The sequence below is a fragment of the Haematospirillum jordaniae genome (assembly GCF_001611975.1).
Classification (GTDB): Bacteria; Pseudomonadota; Alphaproteobacteria; order Rhodospirillales; family Rhodospirillaceae; genus Haematospirillum; species Haematospirillum jordaniae.
Genome location: NZ_CP014525.1, coordinates 369,333 through 385,546 on the forward strand (window position 1 = coordinate 369,333; position 16,214 = coordinate 385,546).

Below are 16,214 nucleotides of genomic sequence, written 5' to 3' on the forward strand. Positions count from 1 at the left end.
CTACTTGCAAGTATTTGATAACATGGCTGCATCAGCATCTGGTACCAACACGTTGGTGGATATCTCTATCGACCGATAGACCTTCTCCTTGGAAATGGTCTGTACAGCTTGCTCCACCCGCCGCTTGAGCTTGGCTTCGTCAGCAAACTCCTTGCGGCTTGCAGGAATATCGTTAAGAGCCGCGATGATGGCTTGTCGAGCCCATGGCGCCTTCACGCACGCCTGATAACGGGCGTTGGATGGCGGCGCACCCTCTACAGGCTCAGGCGGAGGAGGAACGAAAAGACGGACAAAAAGACCTTGGTACAGGGTGTTCTGACCGTCCACCACAGGAATCCAGATCACATCCAGCTGGATATAGTCACCGGGTACCGCATTGGCCTCGCTACGCGGTTTTGAAGCCTTTTTCCCGCCAGACCCAGCCTCTGCATCCGAAGGCGGGAACACCGAAAGAGCAGACACAAGGGCAAAGGCTACCGCCAGAATGTACCGTAACTGCCTGTGAAAAAATAACATGTGCCTCTACTCCAACGAGGATGAACCGACTCTGGACACACCCCGGCTTCTATAACCGGCATCAAGTCTGGCGCAAGGAACGAAAAAAGGCACGCAGCACATCAGCACATTGCGTTTCAGCCAATCCTCCGTATACTTCCGGCCTGTGATGGCACGTTGGCTGGGTATACAGTCTGGGGCCATGCTCGACAGCACCACCTTTGGGGTCATAGGCCCCGAAATACAGGCGTCGAATACGAAAAAAAGACACGGCAGCCGCACATAAGGCACACGGTTCAAGGGTAACATACAGATCACAATCATCGAGCCGCGCGCTTCTGCAATGCTTTGCAGCCTGCCTCAGGGCCAGAATCTCGGCATGAGCCGTAGCATCACACTGTTCCTCGGTACAGTTGGACGCACGGGCGATGATCTCGCCCTTACAAACGACAACCGCGCCAACAGGCACTTCCCCGCGTTTGGCAGCGGCATGGGCTTCGGCCAAAGCAGCCATCATCGGACTATGGGAAACATTATTTTTCATGGCTTGAATGTCTGGTTACAGACACTTGGCGTCAAGAGTTTGCTTTGCTTCTCTACAGGATGATTGCCGGATTGATACGGGAACGGTAAGAAGGGACCCATGAAAGCACCCGTTATTGGAATTCCCCTAGACAGCGAGGATGGGGGCGGCTACTCAAAGTTGCCGTGGTATGCCTTGCGCAAGAATTACGTGGAATCCGTGGTCAAGGCCGGGGGTGTACCCTTGCTGCTGCCTCATGAAGAGGCATGCACAGAAGCCTACATCAAGATGATCGATGGTCTCTTGATTGCCGGTGGCGCCTTTGACATCGATCCTGCCATGTTTGGTTCTGACCAACGTCACGAAACCGTTACGCTGAAACCCGGTCGAACCCTGTTTGAAGCCGCTATAACACGGGCAGCCCTTGCTGCTAACAAGCCTGTTCTGGGAATCTGTGGCGGGCAGCAACTTCTGCACGTTCTGCTGGGCGGTACGCTGATCCAGCATATACCCGACGAGATCACCGCTCCCTTGGCTCACGAACAGCCCAACCCACGTACTGAACCCGGACATAGCGTTCGTGTGCACGAGGGTACACTACTCCATCGTATTACGGGCGAGCAGGAATTTCCCGTCAACTCGGCACACCACCAAGCTGCAAAAACACCTGGCCCGGGAGTTGTTGTCAGCGCAACAGCACCCGATGGCGTTGTCGAAGCCATTGAACATCCTTCCTATTCCTTTTGCCTCGGTGTGCAATGGCACCCGGAGTATCACATCAGCCCGGCGGACAAGAAAATCTTTGACGCCTTTATCAACGAGGCGCGCCTCCCATGACACCCGATACCATCACCCCACTCGACATGCCCAGCCCCAACAACGAGGAAGAGCTGCCCGAGCTTGATACCTCGCTGGAAGAACTGGATTTCACGGCGGATTCTTCGTCCCGGAACGAAGACAATGATCCGGACCATCACGACGACAGCGCGGAACCCCAATCCGATGAAACAGGACAAGGCACCGAGGGCGAAAGGATTTGCAAGTTCCTTGCCCGTGCCGGGGTATGCTCACGCCGTGATGGAGAACGCTGGATTGCAGATCAACGCGTTGCCGTCAATGGTGTGGTATTAGATACACCGGCCTTTATGGTTACCGAAGCAGATCGGGTAACCGTTGATGGCGTGCCTGTTGCAAAAGCGGATGTGCCGCGTCTTTGGCGCTATTACAAGCCTGCGGGCCTTGTCACCACGCATCGTGATCCACAGGGTCGCGCGACTGTTTTCGAGAACCTGCCTGGTAATCTGCCACGTCTCATCAGCGTAGGCCGGCTTGACCTGAACTCCGAAGGCATTTTGCTGTTGACCAATGATGGTGAACTGGCACGCAAGCTTGAACAGCCTAGCACAGGCATCCACCGTCGCTACCGGGTACGGGTTTACGGTGCGGTTGATGAAAACAGATTGGCCGATCTGGAAAACGGCATCACGGTCGAGGGCATTCACTATGGCCCGATCAAGGCACACGTAGAGCGCCGGGTTGGCGCGAATTCATGGCTGCTGATAACCCTGACCGAAGGAAAAAACCGCGAAATCAGGCGGGTGATGCAGCACCTTGGCTATCACGTCAATCGCTTGATTCGGGTTGCTTACGGAAACTTCTATCTTGGCCGCATGGAACGTGGATGCATTGAGGAAGTTCCTCCCCGTCTTCTGCGTGAACAGCTGGCGAGCCTTGATCCAAACCAATCGGGGCCTACGGGCAAACCCGTTACGGACCGGACCGGATGGGCAAAGGCAAAAGCAGCGCCTACACGCCCCGGGCACCGGAAACATTTTCATAAAACCAACAAAGTAGACTCTATGCCAAACGAGCAGAAAAGCCGCACATCATTCAGGGCTGAAGAGACAGCCCCATCCCGTGCGCGTCGCCCACACCACAAGGACCGGGACCACAACAACGAAAATCGCCCACGCCGTGAAGACGGGTTCCGCAACCGTGAGGACCGGCCGCGTTCCGCAGGGAGCGAACGCCCGGCACGGGATGAATTCCGCCCACGTCGCGAGGAAGGTTTCCGTCCACGCCGTGAAGACGGGTTCCGCAACCGCGAGGACCGGCCGCGTTCCGCAGGGAGCGAACGCCCGGCACGGGATGAATTCCGCCCACGTCGCGAGGAAGGTTTCCGTCCACGCCGTGAAGATGGGTTCCGCAACCGCGAGGACCGGCCGCGTTCCGCAGGGAGCGAACGCCCGGCACGGGATGAATTCCGCCCACGTCGCGAGGAAGGTTTCCGTCCACGCCGTGAAGACGGGTTCCGCAACCGTGAGGACCGGCCGCGTTCCGCAGGGAGCGAACGCCCGGCACGGGATGAATTCCGCCCACGTCGCGAGGAAGGTTTCCGTCCACGCCGTGAAGACGGGTTCCGCAACCGTGAGGACCGGCCGCGTTCCGCAGGGAGCGAACGCCCGGCACGGGATGAATTCCGCCCACGTCGCGAGGAAGGTTTCCGTCCACGCCGTGAAGATGGGTTCCGCAACCGTGAGGACCGGCCGCGTTCCGCTGCTGGTGCTCCGCGCAAACGCTATGACGCGTCCTGAACGTACGACGGGATAGCATGCAAATCATTGGCGGTCGCTTTCGTGGCAAGAAGCTCGTAGCTCCTGAAGGGACGGACATTGTCCGTCCCACCGCTGCCCGTGCCCGTGAAGCTGTTTTCAACATTCTTCTCCATGGCCTGCACAAAGAAGGATTCACGCTGGCTGGTGCAACCGTCGCCGATCTGTTTTGTGGAACAGGTGCCTTGGGACTGGAGGCACTCTCACGCGGTGCAGAAAGTGCAACATTTGTTGATAGGGCACCACCCGCTCTTGCTGCGCTGAAACGTAATATACGGGCCCTGACCCTTGATCAGCAAACACAGGTCATCGCGGGCGATGTTCTGAGACTGCCAAGGGCTACAGCGCCTTTCTCCCTTATTCTTATGGATCCGCCTTACGCAGAAACCATTGCTGAAATGGTCCTGCAGAATCTGGCAACAAACGGGTGGGTCAAGACCGGAAGCATCATTGTCGTGGAAACCGCAGCAAACACACACCATGCCTGTGTGCCGGATTTCCAGATCATTAAACAGCGCCGTTACGGCAAGGCCATGACCCGATTTCTCCTGTACAGACCAGACTGAATAAAGCCATCTCACGCGACAACAGCGGAACCATGCAAACTGGAACGGACCAGATCAAGGAGCGTATCCGCAAGGCCGCCATAAAGGAAGGCTTTGACTGTATTGGCTTTGCGCGCGCTGAACTGAATGAAAAAACACGCCGCAGGCTGTCGTCATGGCTGGCCCAAGGGTGCCACGGCACAATGGGCTGGATGGCCGAGACACAGTCACGCCGCACGGATCCACGGGCCCTGTGGCCAGAAGCTGCAACGGTTATCTCCCTTGGAACCAACTATGCACCAGGCCACAATCCTCTTAGCGGCCTTATGCATCACAGCCGGGGGTATATCAGTGTCTATGCCCGTAATCGCGACTATCACGATCTGATCAAGGGACGCCTGAAGCAACTCGGAGCACGGATACAGCACATATGCGACCAAGACATAAAGGTTTTTGTAGATACCGCACCCTTGATGGAAAAGCCATTGGCCGCCGCTGCGGGTCTGGGATGGCAAGGCAAACACACCAATATTGTATCGCGTCGCTTTGGATCCTGGCTGTTCTTGGGGGAAATCCTGACCACTCTGGATCTGCCGCCTGATTCCCCCGCATCGGAACACTGTGGGCGATGTACGCGGTGCTTGGATATTTGCCCAACATCTGCATTTGACGCGGAAGGGAGGATTGATGCCCGCAAGTGCATATCGTATCTGACAATCGAGCACAAAGGCCCCATTCCCTACGCCTTAAGATCTCGCTTTGGCAATCGCATCTATGGCTGTGATGACTGTACGGCGGTATGTCCGTGGAACCGCTTCGCCCCACCAACACCCCATGATGCCTTCAAGCCGCGCGTCGAACTGACAGCCCCCCGCCTAGCCGATCTGCTTGAACTGGACGACGCTTCTTTCCGCACGTTATTCTCGGCATCCCCCGTCAAACGAATCAGCAGACCGCGCTTCATTCGCAACGTCCTGATTGCAGCTGGAAACAGCGGTGATGCGGCTATAACCAAGAAAATCACGCCACACCTGAATGATCCGAACCCTGTTATTCGCGGCGCGGCCGTTTGGGCTCTGTCACGCCTTCTGGACATACGGGATTTTCACGATCTGGCAGAAGCATACGGGAAGGATGAAAGTGATCCTTGCGTCAGGGAAGAATGGATGCTGGGGGGAAAACCATCCAGCATCCAGCCCTGAAAACAAAAGCCGGGAAGGTCCTGTTATGACCACCCCGGCTTTTGTCGTTATATGTGTAAATCAAGCTCCGGAAGCCAAGGCACGTGCCAAATTGCACAGAGCCTCCTGATGACGCTCATTGTTTATAAGAGCGAAATTACGAGCAAGCTCCAGACACATACGCTGACGCGGATGGACTTCCTTGGCCGTGCTCTGCCCAAGTTCCTCGTAGAAGTAACCAACTTCCACATCCAGAACCAAGGCAATCTCGCGCAAACGACCAGCCGATATACGGTTGATGCCGCGTTCATACTTGTGAGCCTGCTGATAGGTTACACCAATCATGTCAGCCATCTGTTGCTGGGAAAGCCCCAGCTTGATCCTGCGGTCACGAATACGGGCGCCAACATGCCGGTCCGTATCTGTAGCACGGTTTGCAGGCTGATCACCACGGTCAGGAGAAGCGCTATAGTTCATTATTCCAGTTCCTTTCCACTCAACATGCGCTGTCGCCCGGGTTGCGGCCCCTCCAGACAGGGAAACCGGGCAGACCGGAGCAAGAACAGGTCGTCTCATGCGACCATTGCCTTTCTGCTCATCAACTTCAGGGATACGCGGTTTCCCCAATAGCCGCAAGCAATACTAGGGGATCCCCAATACCAAAACGTATAATTGCACCCACCCAATCAACGGTGGGGCGAAATACTATTCGTACACATATCTAAAAAATCGTCAACCTGCGGGAAAGAAACGGCCTGTTCGCATGAAAAGATGCAGAACAATGCCCGGGCGCATACGGCGACAGAAAAACGATCGCTCATTACCATCTAATAGCGGTTTTCTCGACAGACACAGTTCATATTGGCTGCGATCGGAAAGAAAAAGTGGGGGAAGAAATTTTTATCCCCCACAGCACATACAACCTATTTCTTGAGGAAAGAATCAAGCTGGCTCTGCATCGCATCAAGCTTGGCCTTCAGGTCCTCAATTGCCGTATCGGGACTACTGCCATCTCCTGATTGATTCCGGTTTGCTTCTTCGCCGTAAAAACGTCCGAACATTTTCAGGGCATTCTCAAACAAGGTCATATTCTGTTTGTTCAGCTCCTCGAACTGCTCCATCGGGAATATGCCACCAAATGTATTCTTCATAATGTCCCGCATGTTTTCACCATTACGGGTAAAGGACTGCATGCTCTGCTCCAGATAACGCGGCAGAATGCCTCCCAGACTGTCCCCATAGAATCCGATGAGCTGACGCAGAAAACTGATCGGCAACAAATTTTGTCCGCCCTTGTTTTCCTCTTCCACAATAATCTGAGTCAGGACAGAGCGGGTAATATCGTCACCGCTTTTCGCATCATAGACGACGAAATCGGTTCCTTCCTTGACCATACGTGACAGGTAATCCAGCGTAACGTAGCTTGACGTCGCTGTATTATAGAGTCTTCTGTTGGCATATTTCTTAATCGTTACGGGCTCTTTCTGAGGTTCGGCCATCACACTTTCCTTGCTTGCACAGTCCTGTCATTCTGAGCATCCAGACTGCCCCCCGGAGTGCTTTGCAGCAAGTAAAATGCTGCGCAGCATAATGCGCAGCAAACCGGATGGTGTGGTGGCACAAAACAGTACACATGCTATGGTTGTTCACATGACAAAAGAGAACCCTCCAAAGAACGCTGCTCCACCCTTGGCTGAACTGGCCAGCCAGACTCTTGACCTTTGGCAGGAGCAAATCTTCAGAACCAGCATGGACCCTGAGATGCTCACCCTAACAGAGCGGTTCCTATCCGTTCTGGCTGGCCTGACACCCGAAAGACCGGACCCAGACAAACATGCCTCCACACCGCAGCATCCCGAACCAACAACCGGACCAAACGCTGCCACGTCCACCAGGACCGCGCCCCCTGCTGCTGCACCTGATGACGGAAGCCATGATGCTGGGGGGATGTTGCAGCGTATCGCAAGCCTTGAGGAACGGGTCTCCCTATTGGAACGATCGGCTGCCCCCCGCAGCAAAACTGGATCAAAACGGATTCGCCCTAGCTCTTGAGGAAGAAGCCAGACGGCGTTACGCCACATTTCTGCAAGGCATCACACGCTATCGTCAATATCGTCTGCCCAGACGACTGGCTCCTCCACCCCTGTTCTGGAAGGCCGGAACATCACGCCTGCACCAATTCTCGGAGCGTGGCATTCCGGTCCTCCTCGTTCCCTCGCTTATCAACCGGGCTGTCATTCTTGATCTGACAGGCAGTCGCAGCTTGGTTCGCTATATGGCGCGCCGCGGCATCAGACCATTCCTGATGGACTGGGATGCCCCTGGACCAGAAGAAATCCATTTCAGTCTTGCCGATTATATTCAGCGCCGCCTGATACCCGCCGCTCAGGCAATCCACACAGAGAGCGGGCAGCCTCCCATCATTCTGGGCTATTGCATGGGAGGCCTTCTGGCACTCGCACTAGCCCTGCGCAGGCCGGATCTTTGTGCCGGCTACATCGGTCTAGCTACACCATGGGACTTTCATGCCGGACTTGACAATGGAAGAGCTGCGTTGCGCACCGTTGCCCCCCATCTTTCCACCTTGATTCACAAGACCGGTTTTATGGCAACAGACCTGATCCAAGCGCTGTTCTCCATGCTGGACCCAGGCACGGTTGGCAAGAAGTTCCGGGCATTTGCGCACATGCAGCCACGATCCACACGGGCCAACATGTTTGTTGCTGTCGAAGACTGGCTCAACGATGGCGTACCCTTGGCTGGTCCGGTTGCACAGGAATGTCTTATCGACTGGTACGTTCATAACAAACCAGCACGAAAACAATGGACCGTAGGGGGCACCTGTATTGCACCTGATATGTTGAAAGCCCCTTCGCTGCTCGTCATTCCGACACAGGACCGCATTGTCCCACCAGACTGCGCCCGCGCACTGGCCAAAGCCCTTCCAAACCCACAAACACGGGAAGTGCACCTAGGGCATATCGGTATGGTAACTGGTCATACGGCACCTGATGCCATGTATCGCCCCCTAGTGCAGTGGATTCATGGCGCAGCATCGCAAGACAGATGATAGACAGGAAATGCCCCTTAAAATAGAATAATGACATTACCAACACCTAAAGATAGTGCACATAGTTCCTGCGAGACGATAAACACATACACAAGGAAGCGTTCAATGCCCGATGTTGTGATTGTCAGCGCCACGCGTACGGCCATTGGCGCCTTTAACGGCAGCTTGTCCCCTCTGCAAGCCCCGGAACTTGGCTCTCTTGTTATTCGTGAAGCGCTAAGGCGGGCTAGTCTTGAAGCCAACACGGTATCAGAAGTCATCATGGGACAGGTGCTGACAGGAGGATCCGGGCAGAACCCGGCACGGCAAGCATCCATAAAAGCCGGCATACCCGAACACGTTCCATCTTGGACACTGAACATGGTGTGCGGGTCTGGACTGAGAGCAATTATACAGGGCGCCATGGCGATTATGGCGGATACGGCTGATGTTGTGGTCGCTGGCGGTCAGGAAAGCATGAGCAACGCCCCTCATTGCGCATGGCTGAGATCGGGCATCAAGATGGGATCCACCGAGTTGGTGGACACGATGATTCGTGATGGTTTGTGGTGCGCTTTCAATAACTACCATATGGGTAATACAGCGGAAAATATTGCCAGCCGATGGGGCTTTACGCGTCAGGAGCAAGATGCATTTGCTGTACATTCCCAACAAAAGGCTGAAGCCGCCCTGCGCAACGGGCGATTCAAGGACGAAATTGTCCCTGTCAAAATCACAGGCAAGAAAGAAGAAAGTATTTTTGATCAGGATGAATATCCACGTGCCGGTACCACAATCGAGACACTGGCACGCCTGCGTCCTGCCTTCACAAAAGATGGGACTGTCACAGCTGGAAATGCCTCCGGCCTCAACGATGGTGCAGCCGCCGTTGTTCTTATGTCTGCAGACACCGCACACAAAAGAGGCCTGAAACCACTGGTGCGCATCAAATCTTTTGCCTCTGCTGGCGTTGATCCGGCCATCATGGGGACAGGCCCGATCCCGGCGACACGCAAAGCCTTGGAAAAGGCGGGATGGACACCGGATGATCTAGATCTGATAGAAGCCAATGAGGCCTTTGCCGCCCAAGCCATGAGCGTAAACCGGGAACTAGGCTGGAATACAGAGAAGGTCAACGTAAATGGCGGCGCTATCGCTCTTGGGCATCCTATCGGTGCATCCGGCGCCCGTGTCTTTGTCACCCTTGTGCACGAAATGCAAAAACGAGAAGCCAGAAAGGGCCTAGCAACGCTCTGCATTGGCGGTGGAATGGGCGTTGCCTTGGCAGTAGAGAAAGTGTGAGATAATCCCGTGCTTTACCTTCACCAGAGCCACCGGGCCTATTCGACAACCGGGGAAAATGGTTCACATTGACTGAACTCTGCCAATAGCTTGAGCCTGATAAAGAGAAAAATACAGGGAAGGAATATACCATGTCCAAAAGCCGTGTCGCTGTTGTTACAGGGGGAACCCGCGGCATCGGGAGAGCTATTACGGTGGCCCTGAAAAATGCTGGCTACACAGTAGCCGCAACATATGCCGGCAATGATACAGCAGCGCATGAACTGGCCGCAGAAACTGGAATTCATGTCTACAAGTTTGACGTCGCTAACTTCCCGCTGTGCGAGCAAGCCGTAAACACAATTGTCGCAGAGCTGGGGCCTATCGATATTCTGGTCAACAATGCAGGTATTACACGTGACGCCACGCTGCATCGCATGACATTCGAACAATGGAACGAGGTTATACAGGCTGATCTTGCATCATGTTTCAATATGTGCCGGTGCGTTATAGAGGGCATGCGGGAACGTAACTTTGGCCGCATCGTGAATATCGGTTCAATTAACGGGCAAGCCGGTCAGTACGGACAAGTTAACTATGCAGCGGCAAAATCAGGGATACATGGCTTCACAAAAGCCCTGGCCCAGGAAGGTGCGGCAAAAGGAATTACTGTTAACGCTATTGCCCCAGGCTATGTGGACACCGATATGGTCCGCGCCGTACCCCCGGATGTTCTGAAGAAAATCATTGCCCGCATCCCAATTGGGCGCCTAGGACGAGCAGAAGACATCGCCCGGGGCGTTTTGTTTCTTGTTGCCGACAACGCAGACTTTATTACCGGGTCAACCTTGTCCATCAATGGCGGCCAGCACATGTACTGAGCCGGACTTCCATCTCCAGGACTCAAATGATCAGGAGGCTGTCTTCGAGGCAGCCTCGATCCATGCATTGAATTCCTTCTCGTGGGTGCGTATCCAGTGCTGGACATGCCGATCGATATCCTCGGAAGACGATTCACCACTGCGCATCCGCATGTTCTGGGAAGAAATTTCGGCGGCATCAATAGCAACCTGACTGAAGAACCTCTCTGCAGCCGGGTTCTGTTCCAGCCAACGTTTATTAGCCAGAATCATCTGTGTATTCACGGCAAACCCGGTGTCAATTGCCCCGGGAGCAGGAGAAGGAGTCCGCTCGGTCGATCCACCACCAACTGTCAACCAGCGTGAGTCCTTCCCGGGCACAAGAACCGCTGAAACCCACAAAGGTGTCCACGCGTAGTACAGAATGGGCTTTCCCGCATTATACCGGGCAACAACATCCATCATCATCGTGAAATAATCGCCTTGTTTCTGGGAAATAGCAGCACCAAGACCCTGTTCCTCTATATGACGCTTGATTTCCAAGGCACATCCCCAACCGACATTGCAGCCGGTCAGATCGGATTTACCGTCGCCATCAACATCAAAAAGGGTGGCAATACGCGGATCCCTGAGCTGAGACAAATCCGTAATATTGTACTCTTCAGCAGTTTTACGATCGATCAGGTAACCCTGCATGGAATCTTTGACCAGATTGCCGGCACGGACAATGCTGCGCTCACCTCCAGCCGCATCAAAGAAAGACTGATGCAACGGATCCCAATGATTGGCCGACCAATGTGCATGACCGTCGGCAACGGCCTTGTGCGCCTGCGGGTAGTTTGCCTCTGACACTGCGGGAACATGATACCCCAAGCGACGCAGCCCTTCGGCAACGATACGAACCTGGAATTGCTCTTCAATCGTGGCAACGCCCGCCGGAATGGCCTCAAGCTCATGCCCCTCGGGATCAGCAGCAAAAGCCACCTGATGAACAAGAATACCCAAAACAACAACAGCAGAACCCGACAAGCAGAACAAAGCCTTCAACATCTTTCGCCCCCCGAAAGGCACCCTGCCAAGCCAGACACTAGGCAGACAAACGACTCAGCTGCACACGAAAACCTAGCCGAATGACCTCCGGCAGGAACGGGCAGCTTATACACGTTCCCGTAGAATTCCGAATAATCCATCCAAAAACCAAACCCTGCAAGATGTTCCTTTCCACCTCCAGAGGAGGATGGAGGCACAGAAACAAATCAATCGGAAGATCATGCTATCGGGCACAGGAGTCGGGATACCATGCTGTATAATGATAACGCACATGAAAAGGGCGACGCTAAAAAAGAGACACAAGCCATGCTTTAGCTTGACAAGCTCCCTCGTTATAAAAAATAAGTGACATCCTATAAAGCTGTTCAAACGCAGGAATTGAGACATGGGCCGCCCAGCCCTCACAGGCACAACACCGAAGCAAGCAGGTACGGATTTCAGATCCGCGCCTATCTTTTCGGCTGTAGTGTTATCCTGTGACCTTGGGGTCAGGATGCCCGGACAGGAAGCCTTCGCTGCCCTGCTGCACCTGCATTGCCCTGTTCATCGACACCCGTAGTCAACACGGGGGCCGCCCGCCTGATGCGGCCATGAACAAACAGCCTGAACCCCAAAATGGAATTCTGTAAAATGCGCAAACTGGCACGTCGTGCCTTGGCTGGCCTTTCATGGGTCAACCTGGCGGTGATTTCCGGAATTGTTTCCTCCCTGTGTTTTCCAGCTTCAACCCGGGCTGACCGCCTGTCCGAAATAAGAGCCGCGGGCACAATCACAGTCGCAACCGAAATGCATTATGCCCCCTTTGATATGTTGGTTGACGGCCAGTACCAAGGCCTGTGTAAAGATCTTTTTGACGAAGTGGCCAAGGATCTTGGCGTTTCGGTACGCTATGTCGATCTCCCTTGGTCCAGCATTCTGCCCGGTCTGGATGCCGGCAAATTCGATTTTGTGAATGCCCCGGTCACAATAACACCGGAGCGTGCGAAGCGTTATGCCTTCACCCTGCCTATCGGCGATGCAACCGTGTCTCTTTTGAAACAGGCAGGTAATGAAGCTATAAAAACACCCAACGATATTGTCGGCCTGACAGTCGGTGCCCAGAAAGGATCTGCCGAACTGACACAGCTGAAAGCCCTAGGCACCAGCCTCGGTGGCGTCAGGATCCGGGAATATGTCAATATTGATGAAGCCTTGGCTGATCTTGGAACAGGCCGCATTCAGGCCGTTGCCAATGCTCTCCCGCTGCAGGCCTATGCTGCCAGACAACGCCCCGATCGCTTCGAAATGGTTCTGCCCTCCTTTGGCAAGCCTGGCCACTTCGCATGGCTGGGACGCCGGGACGCTGATTCAGAAAGCCTGATTGAGGCGGTCAACACCGCGCTGATGCGCATGCACGAAGATGGACGCTTGGATGCCATCAACACGCGCTGGCTGGGAACGGCTCCCCGCTTGCCCCGTGTCATGCCCCAGCCCTAGCGGCATAGACAGGATCTGCGATGGATACCTCTCTTCAGGTTATAAGCCGTAACATACCTTTTCTCCTCGATGCAGCCGGGTACACGGCCACAGTATCAGGGGCTGGTATGATCATAGGCCTAGTGCTTGGAACGGCCCTATGCATTGCCAAGGTTTCCGGCACCACCACCTTGCAGCACACGGTTGGTCTTTATATCAGCCTGTTTCGGGGCATCCCTCTTCTGGTCCAAATTCTGGCCCTGTTCTATCTTCTGCCCCATATTGGCATAGACCTTCCGGCATTGGCCTGCGCCATCCTGAGCGTCGGGCTGTGTGCCGCCGCCTATAACGCCGAGATTCTGCGCAGTGCCGTCCAGTCCATACCGCATGGCCAAGTTGAAGCAGCCTATGCAACGGGCATGACACGCATCACCCTATGGCGGCGCATCCTGTTGCCACAGGCTGTTCGCATCGGGTTGCCATCCCTGGTGAATGAGCTGGTTCTTCTGATCAAGGCATCATCCCTAGCATCAGTTATTGGCATCGCGGAGCTGACCCGCACAGCACAGAACATTGCCGGCCAAACATACCGCCACTTCGAGATCTATGTGACAGCAGGTGCCCTGTACCTGCTTCTCAGCCTGATCATTGCAACAGCTGGACGCATGGCAGAAAAGCACTTGCTGACCCCATATACCGGAAGAGGCACCAGTGGACGCTGAACTTTTCCTTGCTTACGCCCCAGCTTTGGCATCCGGTCTTGGTGTTACGGCCCTGTGCTGGATAATGGGATCGACCGGTGCCCTGCTCCTGGGCCTGGCTGTTGCCTGTTCCATTCAATGGGGAGGCACCATGACAAGACGTCTCCTTGCCAGCCTAACGGAGACAATCCGCGGGATACCACTGCTTATACAACTGTTCTTGCTGTACTATGGCCTGCCTGAACTCGGACTTATTCTGGAACCTCTGGAGGCTGGCGTGCTTGGCTTTGCCCTCTATGGCTCACCATACTATGCCGAGGTCTTCCGGGCCGGGTTCCAATCTGTACCTAGGGGACATATTGAAGCCGGCCGCTGCATCGCGCTTTCCGAGGCAACAATCCTGCGGCGGATTATCCTGCCACACATGCTGGTCTCGATTACTGCCCCGCTGACCAACATCACCATTATCCTGATCAAGGAAACGGCTGTTCTTTCTGTCATCACGGTGCCGGAACTCTTGTATGAAACCCAGAGCATGGCAGCCGAGACCTTTCACTATGCAGAACCATTCCTGACCTTGGCCTTGTGCTATTGGGGGCTGGTGGAATTCACATCCTGGATAGGTCGGTGCCTCGAGAGACGGATGATCCGGCACATGGTCCGGCCAAGAGCAACAACACGACCATAACATTCCCGACAATGTGGTTGCAGATTTCTACCAAAATGCTTGTCCCCTCTCACAAGGACATCAAGTTCTAAGCGGTATCGTGGAGTTCAATCCTTATGACCCAGATTCCATTCCCAAGAAAAGGACAGCCCTCGGACGCTTCAAGCACGAAGGCGCAACAACCGTCCTGCACAAAGATGGCCGGGTTGTCGTCTATTCCGGCGATGACCAGCGCTTTGAGTACATTTACCGCTTTGTGACAACGCATTAACAGCAGCAGGCATGCCGGTGCGGCTACGGTCGCACACAGGGATACAGGCAAAGGCTACTCTCAATGGCAGAGAGATGATTCCCAGATTGTCCTCTCTGCAAAAAAAATCGAATCACATGCAAAATATATCAACCCTTGATGATGATCATGCTTCCATAAATAGAAAATTTAGATACTATCCTTTTGTTACGTTTTGCTGATCGTGTGCCCAGCGCACTTTTTGTTGTGTTACCGGCATCACTGCAAAAACCGTTTTAATCCTGCTGTCCTGGAACGTCATGACCCTGACACGTGAATTCTTTCTGCAACGCCGCCGATGCCCGAAGTTCTCCTTCGCGGCAGGCTTTGCTGTCAGGGTCCAGGATTTATAAAGCGTTCTTCCTGACGATCTGACCCCAACATTGAACCTCCGTCTGAAGGCTTGGAAAAGCGGCCAGACCGGGGCTGGGCGCATGTCTGAAAAGGTTGATCAACATGACCACACAAAATATCCAGATTGATAAAATCGCCTCTGTCACAAAGAATCTTGGACTAAGACATCAAGAGGAACTGACAAACCAGCTTTCCTGCCGCATAGGTACAGTGCTGGCAGCCGAAGTTCTGGAAGACAAAAAGCTCTACAACACACTTGAGCTCCCTTCTGGCCGTATGTCTCTTCTGAAGAAAGGAGACATTATTGCCTGCGCACTGGGGCAACGTATGGCCCTCAAGGGGTTTGCCGGCCACCTGCCTAGCTCGCTCAAGGTCAATGATACTATTCACCTGCTCAACGCGGGCGGTGTCGCCGGGATCTGCACATCGGCCAATGTACAGGAAGTGGGCGAGCCCCTAAGAATCCGTGTTCTGGGCGGTATCGTGCGACACAACGCGCTACTGAACATATCCGACGAAACCGTGTTCACCCCCCTTGATATCATGAAAGCAGATACGCCTCTGATCATCACCACTGGCACATCGATGGACAGTGGAAAAACAACGGTCGCAGCGGAAATCATCAAAACCCTTACCCGTATCGGCATGAATCTTGCGGGAACAAAGGTAACCGGGGTGGGGTTGCAGCGTGATACCTACAAAATGCAGGACCATGGCGTAAAAGAGACGGTATCGTTCGTTGATTGCGGCATAACATCTACTGCCAACTTGGATGATACGACAGTCATCCAGATTGCCAAGGGTGCCATCGAATATCTGAGCCTCGGGAAACCCGATGCCATTATTGTCGAATTCGGCGATGGGCTTTTGGGGCGCTATGGTGTCGCAGCAATCCTGAAAGACACCCAGATTCAGGCGAACATCCGCCTGCATATCGGCTGTGCCCGTGACCCTGCCGGAGCCATTATGCTGGCACGTGAATGTGCCACCATGGGGGTTCCCCTTGATATCATCAGCGGTCCGGTAACAGACAACCAGGTCGGTCAGGATCTAATCCGTGAACATCTGCCCGGTATTCTGACCTACAACGCCTTTCACCCGCACAATGACTGGCTTGATCTTGTCATCAAACGCTGGTCCGCAGCAGCGTAG

General features: G+C 54.3%; 16 protein-coding genes and 1 pseudogene. 12 read left to right on the top strand and 5 right to left on the bottom strand.

The genetic code is table 11. The features are described 5' to 3' along the window. Together AY555_RS01855 and AY555_RS01860 are read right to left on the bottom strand one after the other, a co-directional pair. On the bottom strand, positions 1-516 hold the full coding sequence (locus AY555_RS01855) for a hypothetical protein (protein WP_066132682.1): 516 nt from the start codon (positions 514-516) through the stop codon (positions 1-3). A gap of 61 nt (positions 517-577) precedes the next feature. Next, positions 578-1,039, bottom strand: a complete 462-nt coding sequence (locus tag AY555_RS01860; protein ID WP_066132685.1) for a nucleoside deaminase — start codon at positions 1,037-1,039, stop codon at positions 578-580. A gap of 99 nt (positions 1,040-1,138) precedes the next feature. Here AY555_RS01860 and AY555_RS01865 point away from each other — a divergent pair, with 99 nt between their 5' ends. The 4 genes from AY555_RS01865 to queG are packed head-to-tail and all read left to right on the top strand — an operon-like array spanning position 1,139 to position 5,377. After that, entirely contained in the window at positions 1,139-1,855 is a 717-nt protein-coding gene (locus AY555_RS01865; RefSeq protein WP_066132687.1) for a gamma-glutamyl-gamma-aminobutyrate hydrolase family protein, read from the top strand. Beyond that, positions 1,852-3,612 carry a pseudouridine synthase gene (locus AY555_RS12300; protein WP_066132688.1) on the top strand — a complete coding sequence of 587 codons (1,761 nt, stop codon included), beginning with the start codon at positions 1,852-1,854 and terminating at the stop codon, positions 3,610-3,612. Before AY555_RS01865 ends, AY555_RS12300 begins: the two co-directional genes overlap by 4 nt. A 17-nt stretch (positions 3,613-3,629) precedes the next feature. Next, positions 3,630-4,196, top strand: a complete 567-nt coding sequence (gene rsmD / locus AY555_RS01875; protein ID WP_066132691.1) for a 16S rRNA (guanine(966)-N(2))-methyltransferase RsmD — start codon at positions 3,630-3,632, stop codon at positions 4,194-4,196. A 32-nt stretch (positions 4,197-4,228) separates the two neighbouring features. After that, positions 4,229-5,377, top strand: coding sequence for a tRNA epoxyqueuosine(34) reductase QueG (gene queG / locus AY555_RS01880; RefSeq protein WP_066132694.1), 1,149 nt, complete (start codon positions 4,229-4,231; stop codon positions 5,375-5,377). 60 nt (positions 5,378-5,437) lie between these two features. Here the strand turns inward: queG and AY555_RS01885 are convergent, their stop codons facing one another. Then, positions 5,438-5,833: a helix-turn-helix domain-containing protein gene (locus AY555_RS01885; RefSeq protein WP_066132696.1), complete on the bottom strand. Its 396-nt coding sequence runs from the start codon at positions 5,831-5,833 to the stop codon at positions 5,438-5,440. Between the two features lie 446 nt (positions 5,834-6,279). Continuing rightward, complete coding sequence (gene phaR / locus AY555_RS01890; protein ID WP_066132699.1) at positions 6,280-6,855, bottom strand: polyhydroxyalkanoate synthesis repressor PhaR; 576 nt, start codon at positions 6,853-6,855, stop codon at positions 6,280-6,282. 335 nt (positions 6,856-7,190) lie between these two features. Here phaR and AY555_RS11480 point away from each other — a divergent pair, with 335 nt between their 5' ends. From AY555_RS11480 to phbB, 3 genes are all read left to right on the top strand, one after another. Then, positions 7,191-8,426 carry an alpha/beta fold hydrolase gene (locus AY555_RS11480; RefSeq protein ID WP_082811800.1) on the top strand — a complete coding sequence of 412 codons (1,236 nt, stop codon included), beginning with the start codon at positions 7,191-7,193 and terminating at the stop codon, positions 8,424-8,426. 105 nt (positions 8,427-8,531) lie between these two features. Then, on the top strand, positions 8,532-9,707 hold the full coding sequence (locus tag AY555_RS01905; RefSeq protein ID WP_066132705.1) for an acetyl-CoA C-acetyltransferase: 1,176 nt from the start codon (positions 8,532-8,534) through the stop codon (positions 9,705-9,707). Positions 9,708-9,838: 131 nt separating this feature from the next. After that, complete coding sequence (gene phbB / locus AY555_RS01910; RefSeq protein WP_066132708.1) at positions 9,839-10,567, top strand: acetoacetyl-CoA reductase; 729 nt, start codon at positions 9,839-9,841, stop codon at positions 10,565-10,567. Between the two features lie 30 nt (positions 10,568-10,597). On the opposite strand, the gene proX is transcribed toward phbB, so the two are convergent. After that, the gene (gene proX, locus AY555_RS01915; RefSeq protein ID WP_066132711.1) at positions 10,598-11,596 is read right to left on the bottom strand and encodes a glycine betaine/L-proline ABC transporter substrate-binding protein ProX; all 999 of its coding nucleotides are present in this window, start codon (positions 11,594-11,596) and stop codon (positions 10,598-10,600) included. A gap of 630 nt (positions 11,597-12,226) precedes the next feature. Here proX and AY555_RS01920 point away from each other — a divergent pair. The 5 genes and pseudogenes from AY555_RS01920 to AY555_RS01935 all read left to right on the top strand — a co-directional run bounded on the left by AY555_RS01920 (position 12,227) and on the right by AY555_RS01935 (position 16,214). Further along, positions 12,227-13,072, top strand: a complete 846-nt coding sequence (locus AY555_RS01920; protein WP_066132714.1) for a transporter substrate-binding domain-containing protein — start codon at positions 12,227-12,229, stop codon at positions 13,070-13,072. 20 nt (positions 13,073-13,092) lie between these two features. Then, positions 13,093-13,773: an amino acid ABC transporter permease gene (locus AY555_RS01925; protein WP_066132716.1), complete on the top strand. Its 681-nt coding sequence runs from the start codon at positions 13,093-13,095 to the stop codon at positions 13,771-13,773. Next, on the top strand, positions 13,763-14,440 hold the full coding sequence (locus AY555_RS01930) for an amino acid ABC transporter permease (RefSeq protein WP_066132718.1): 678 nt from the start codon (positions 13,763-13,765) through the stop codon (positions 14,438-14,440). Before AY555_RS01925 ends, AY555_RS01930 begins: the two co-directional genes overlap by 11 nt. A 76-nt stretch (positions 14,441-14,516) precedes the next feature. Then, a pseudogene (locus AY555_RS11485) lies at positions 14,517-14,681 on the top strand (alkaline phosphatase PhoX); the annotation flags it as partial. Between the two features lie 483 nt (positions 14,682-15,164). Next, entirely contained in the window at positions 15,165-16,214 is a 1,050-nt protein-coding gene (locus AY555_RS01935; RefSeq protein WP_066132721.1) for a hypothetical protein, read from the top strand.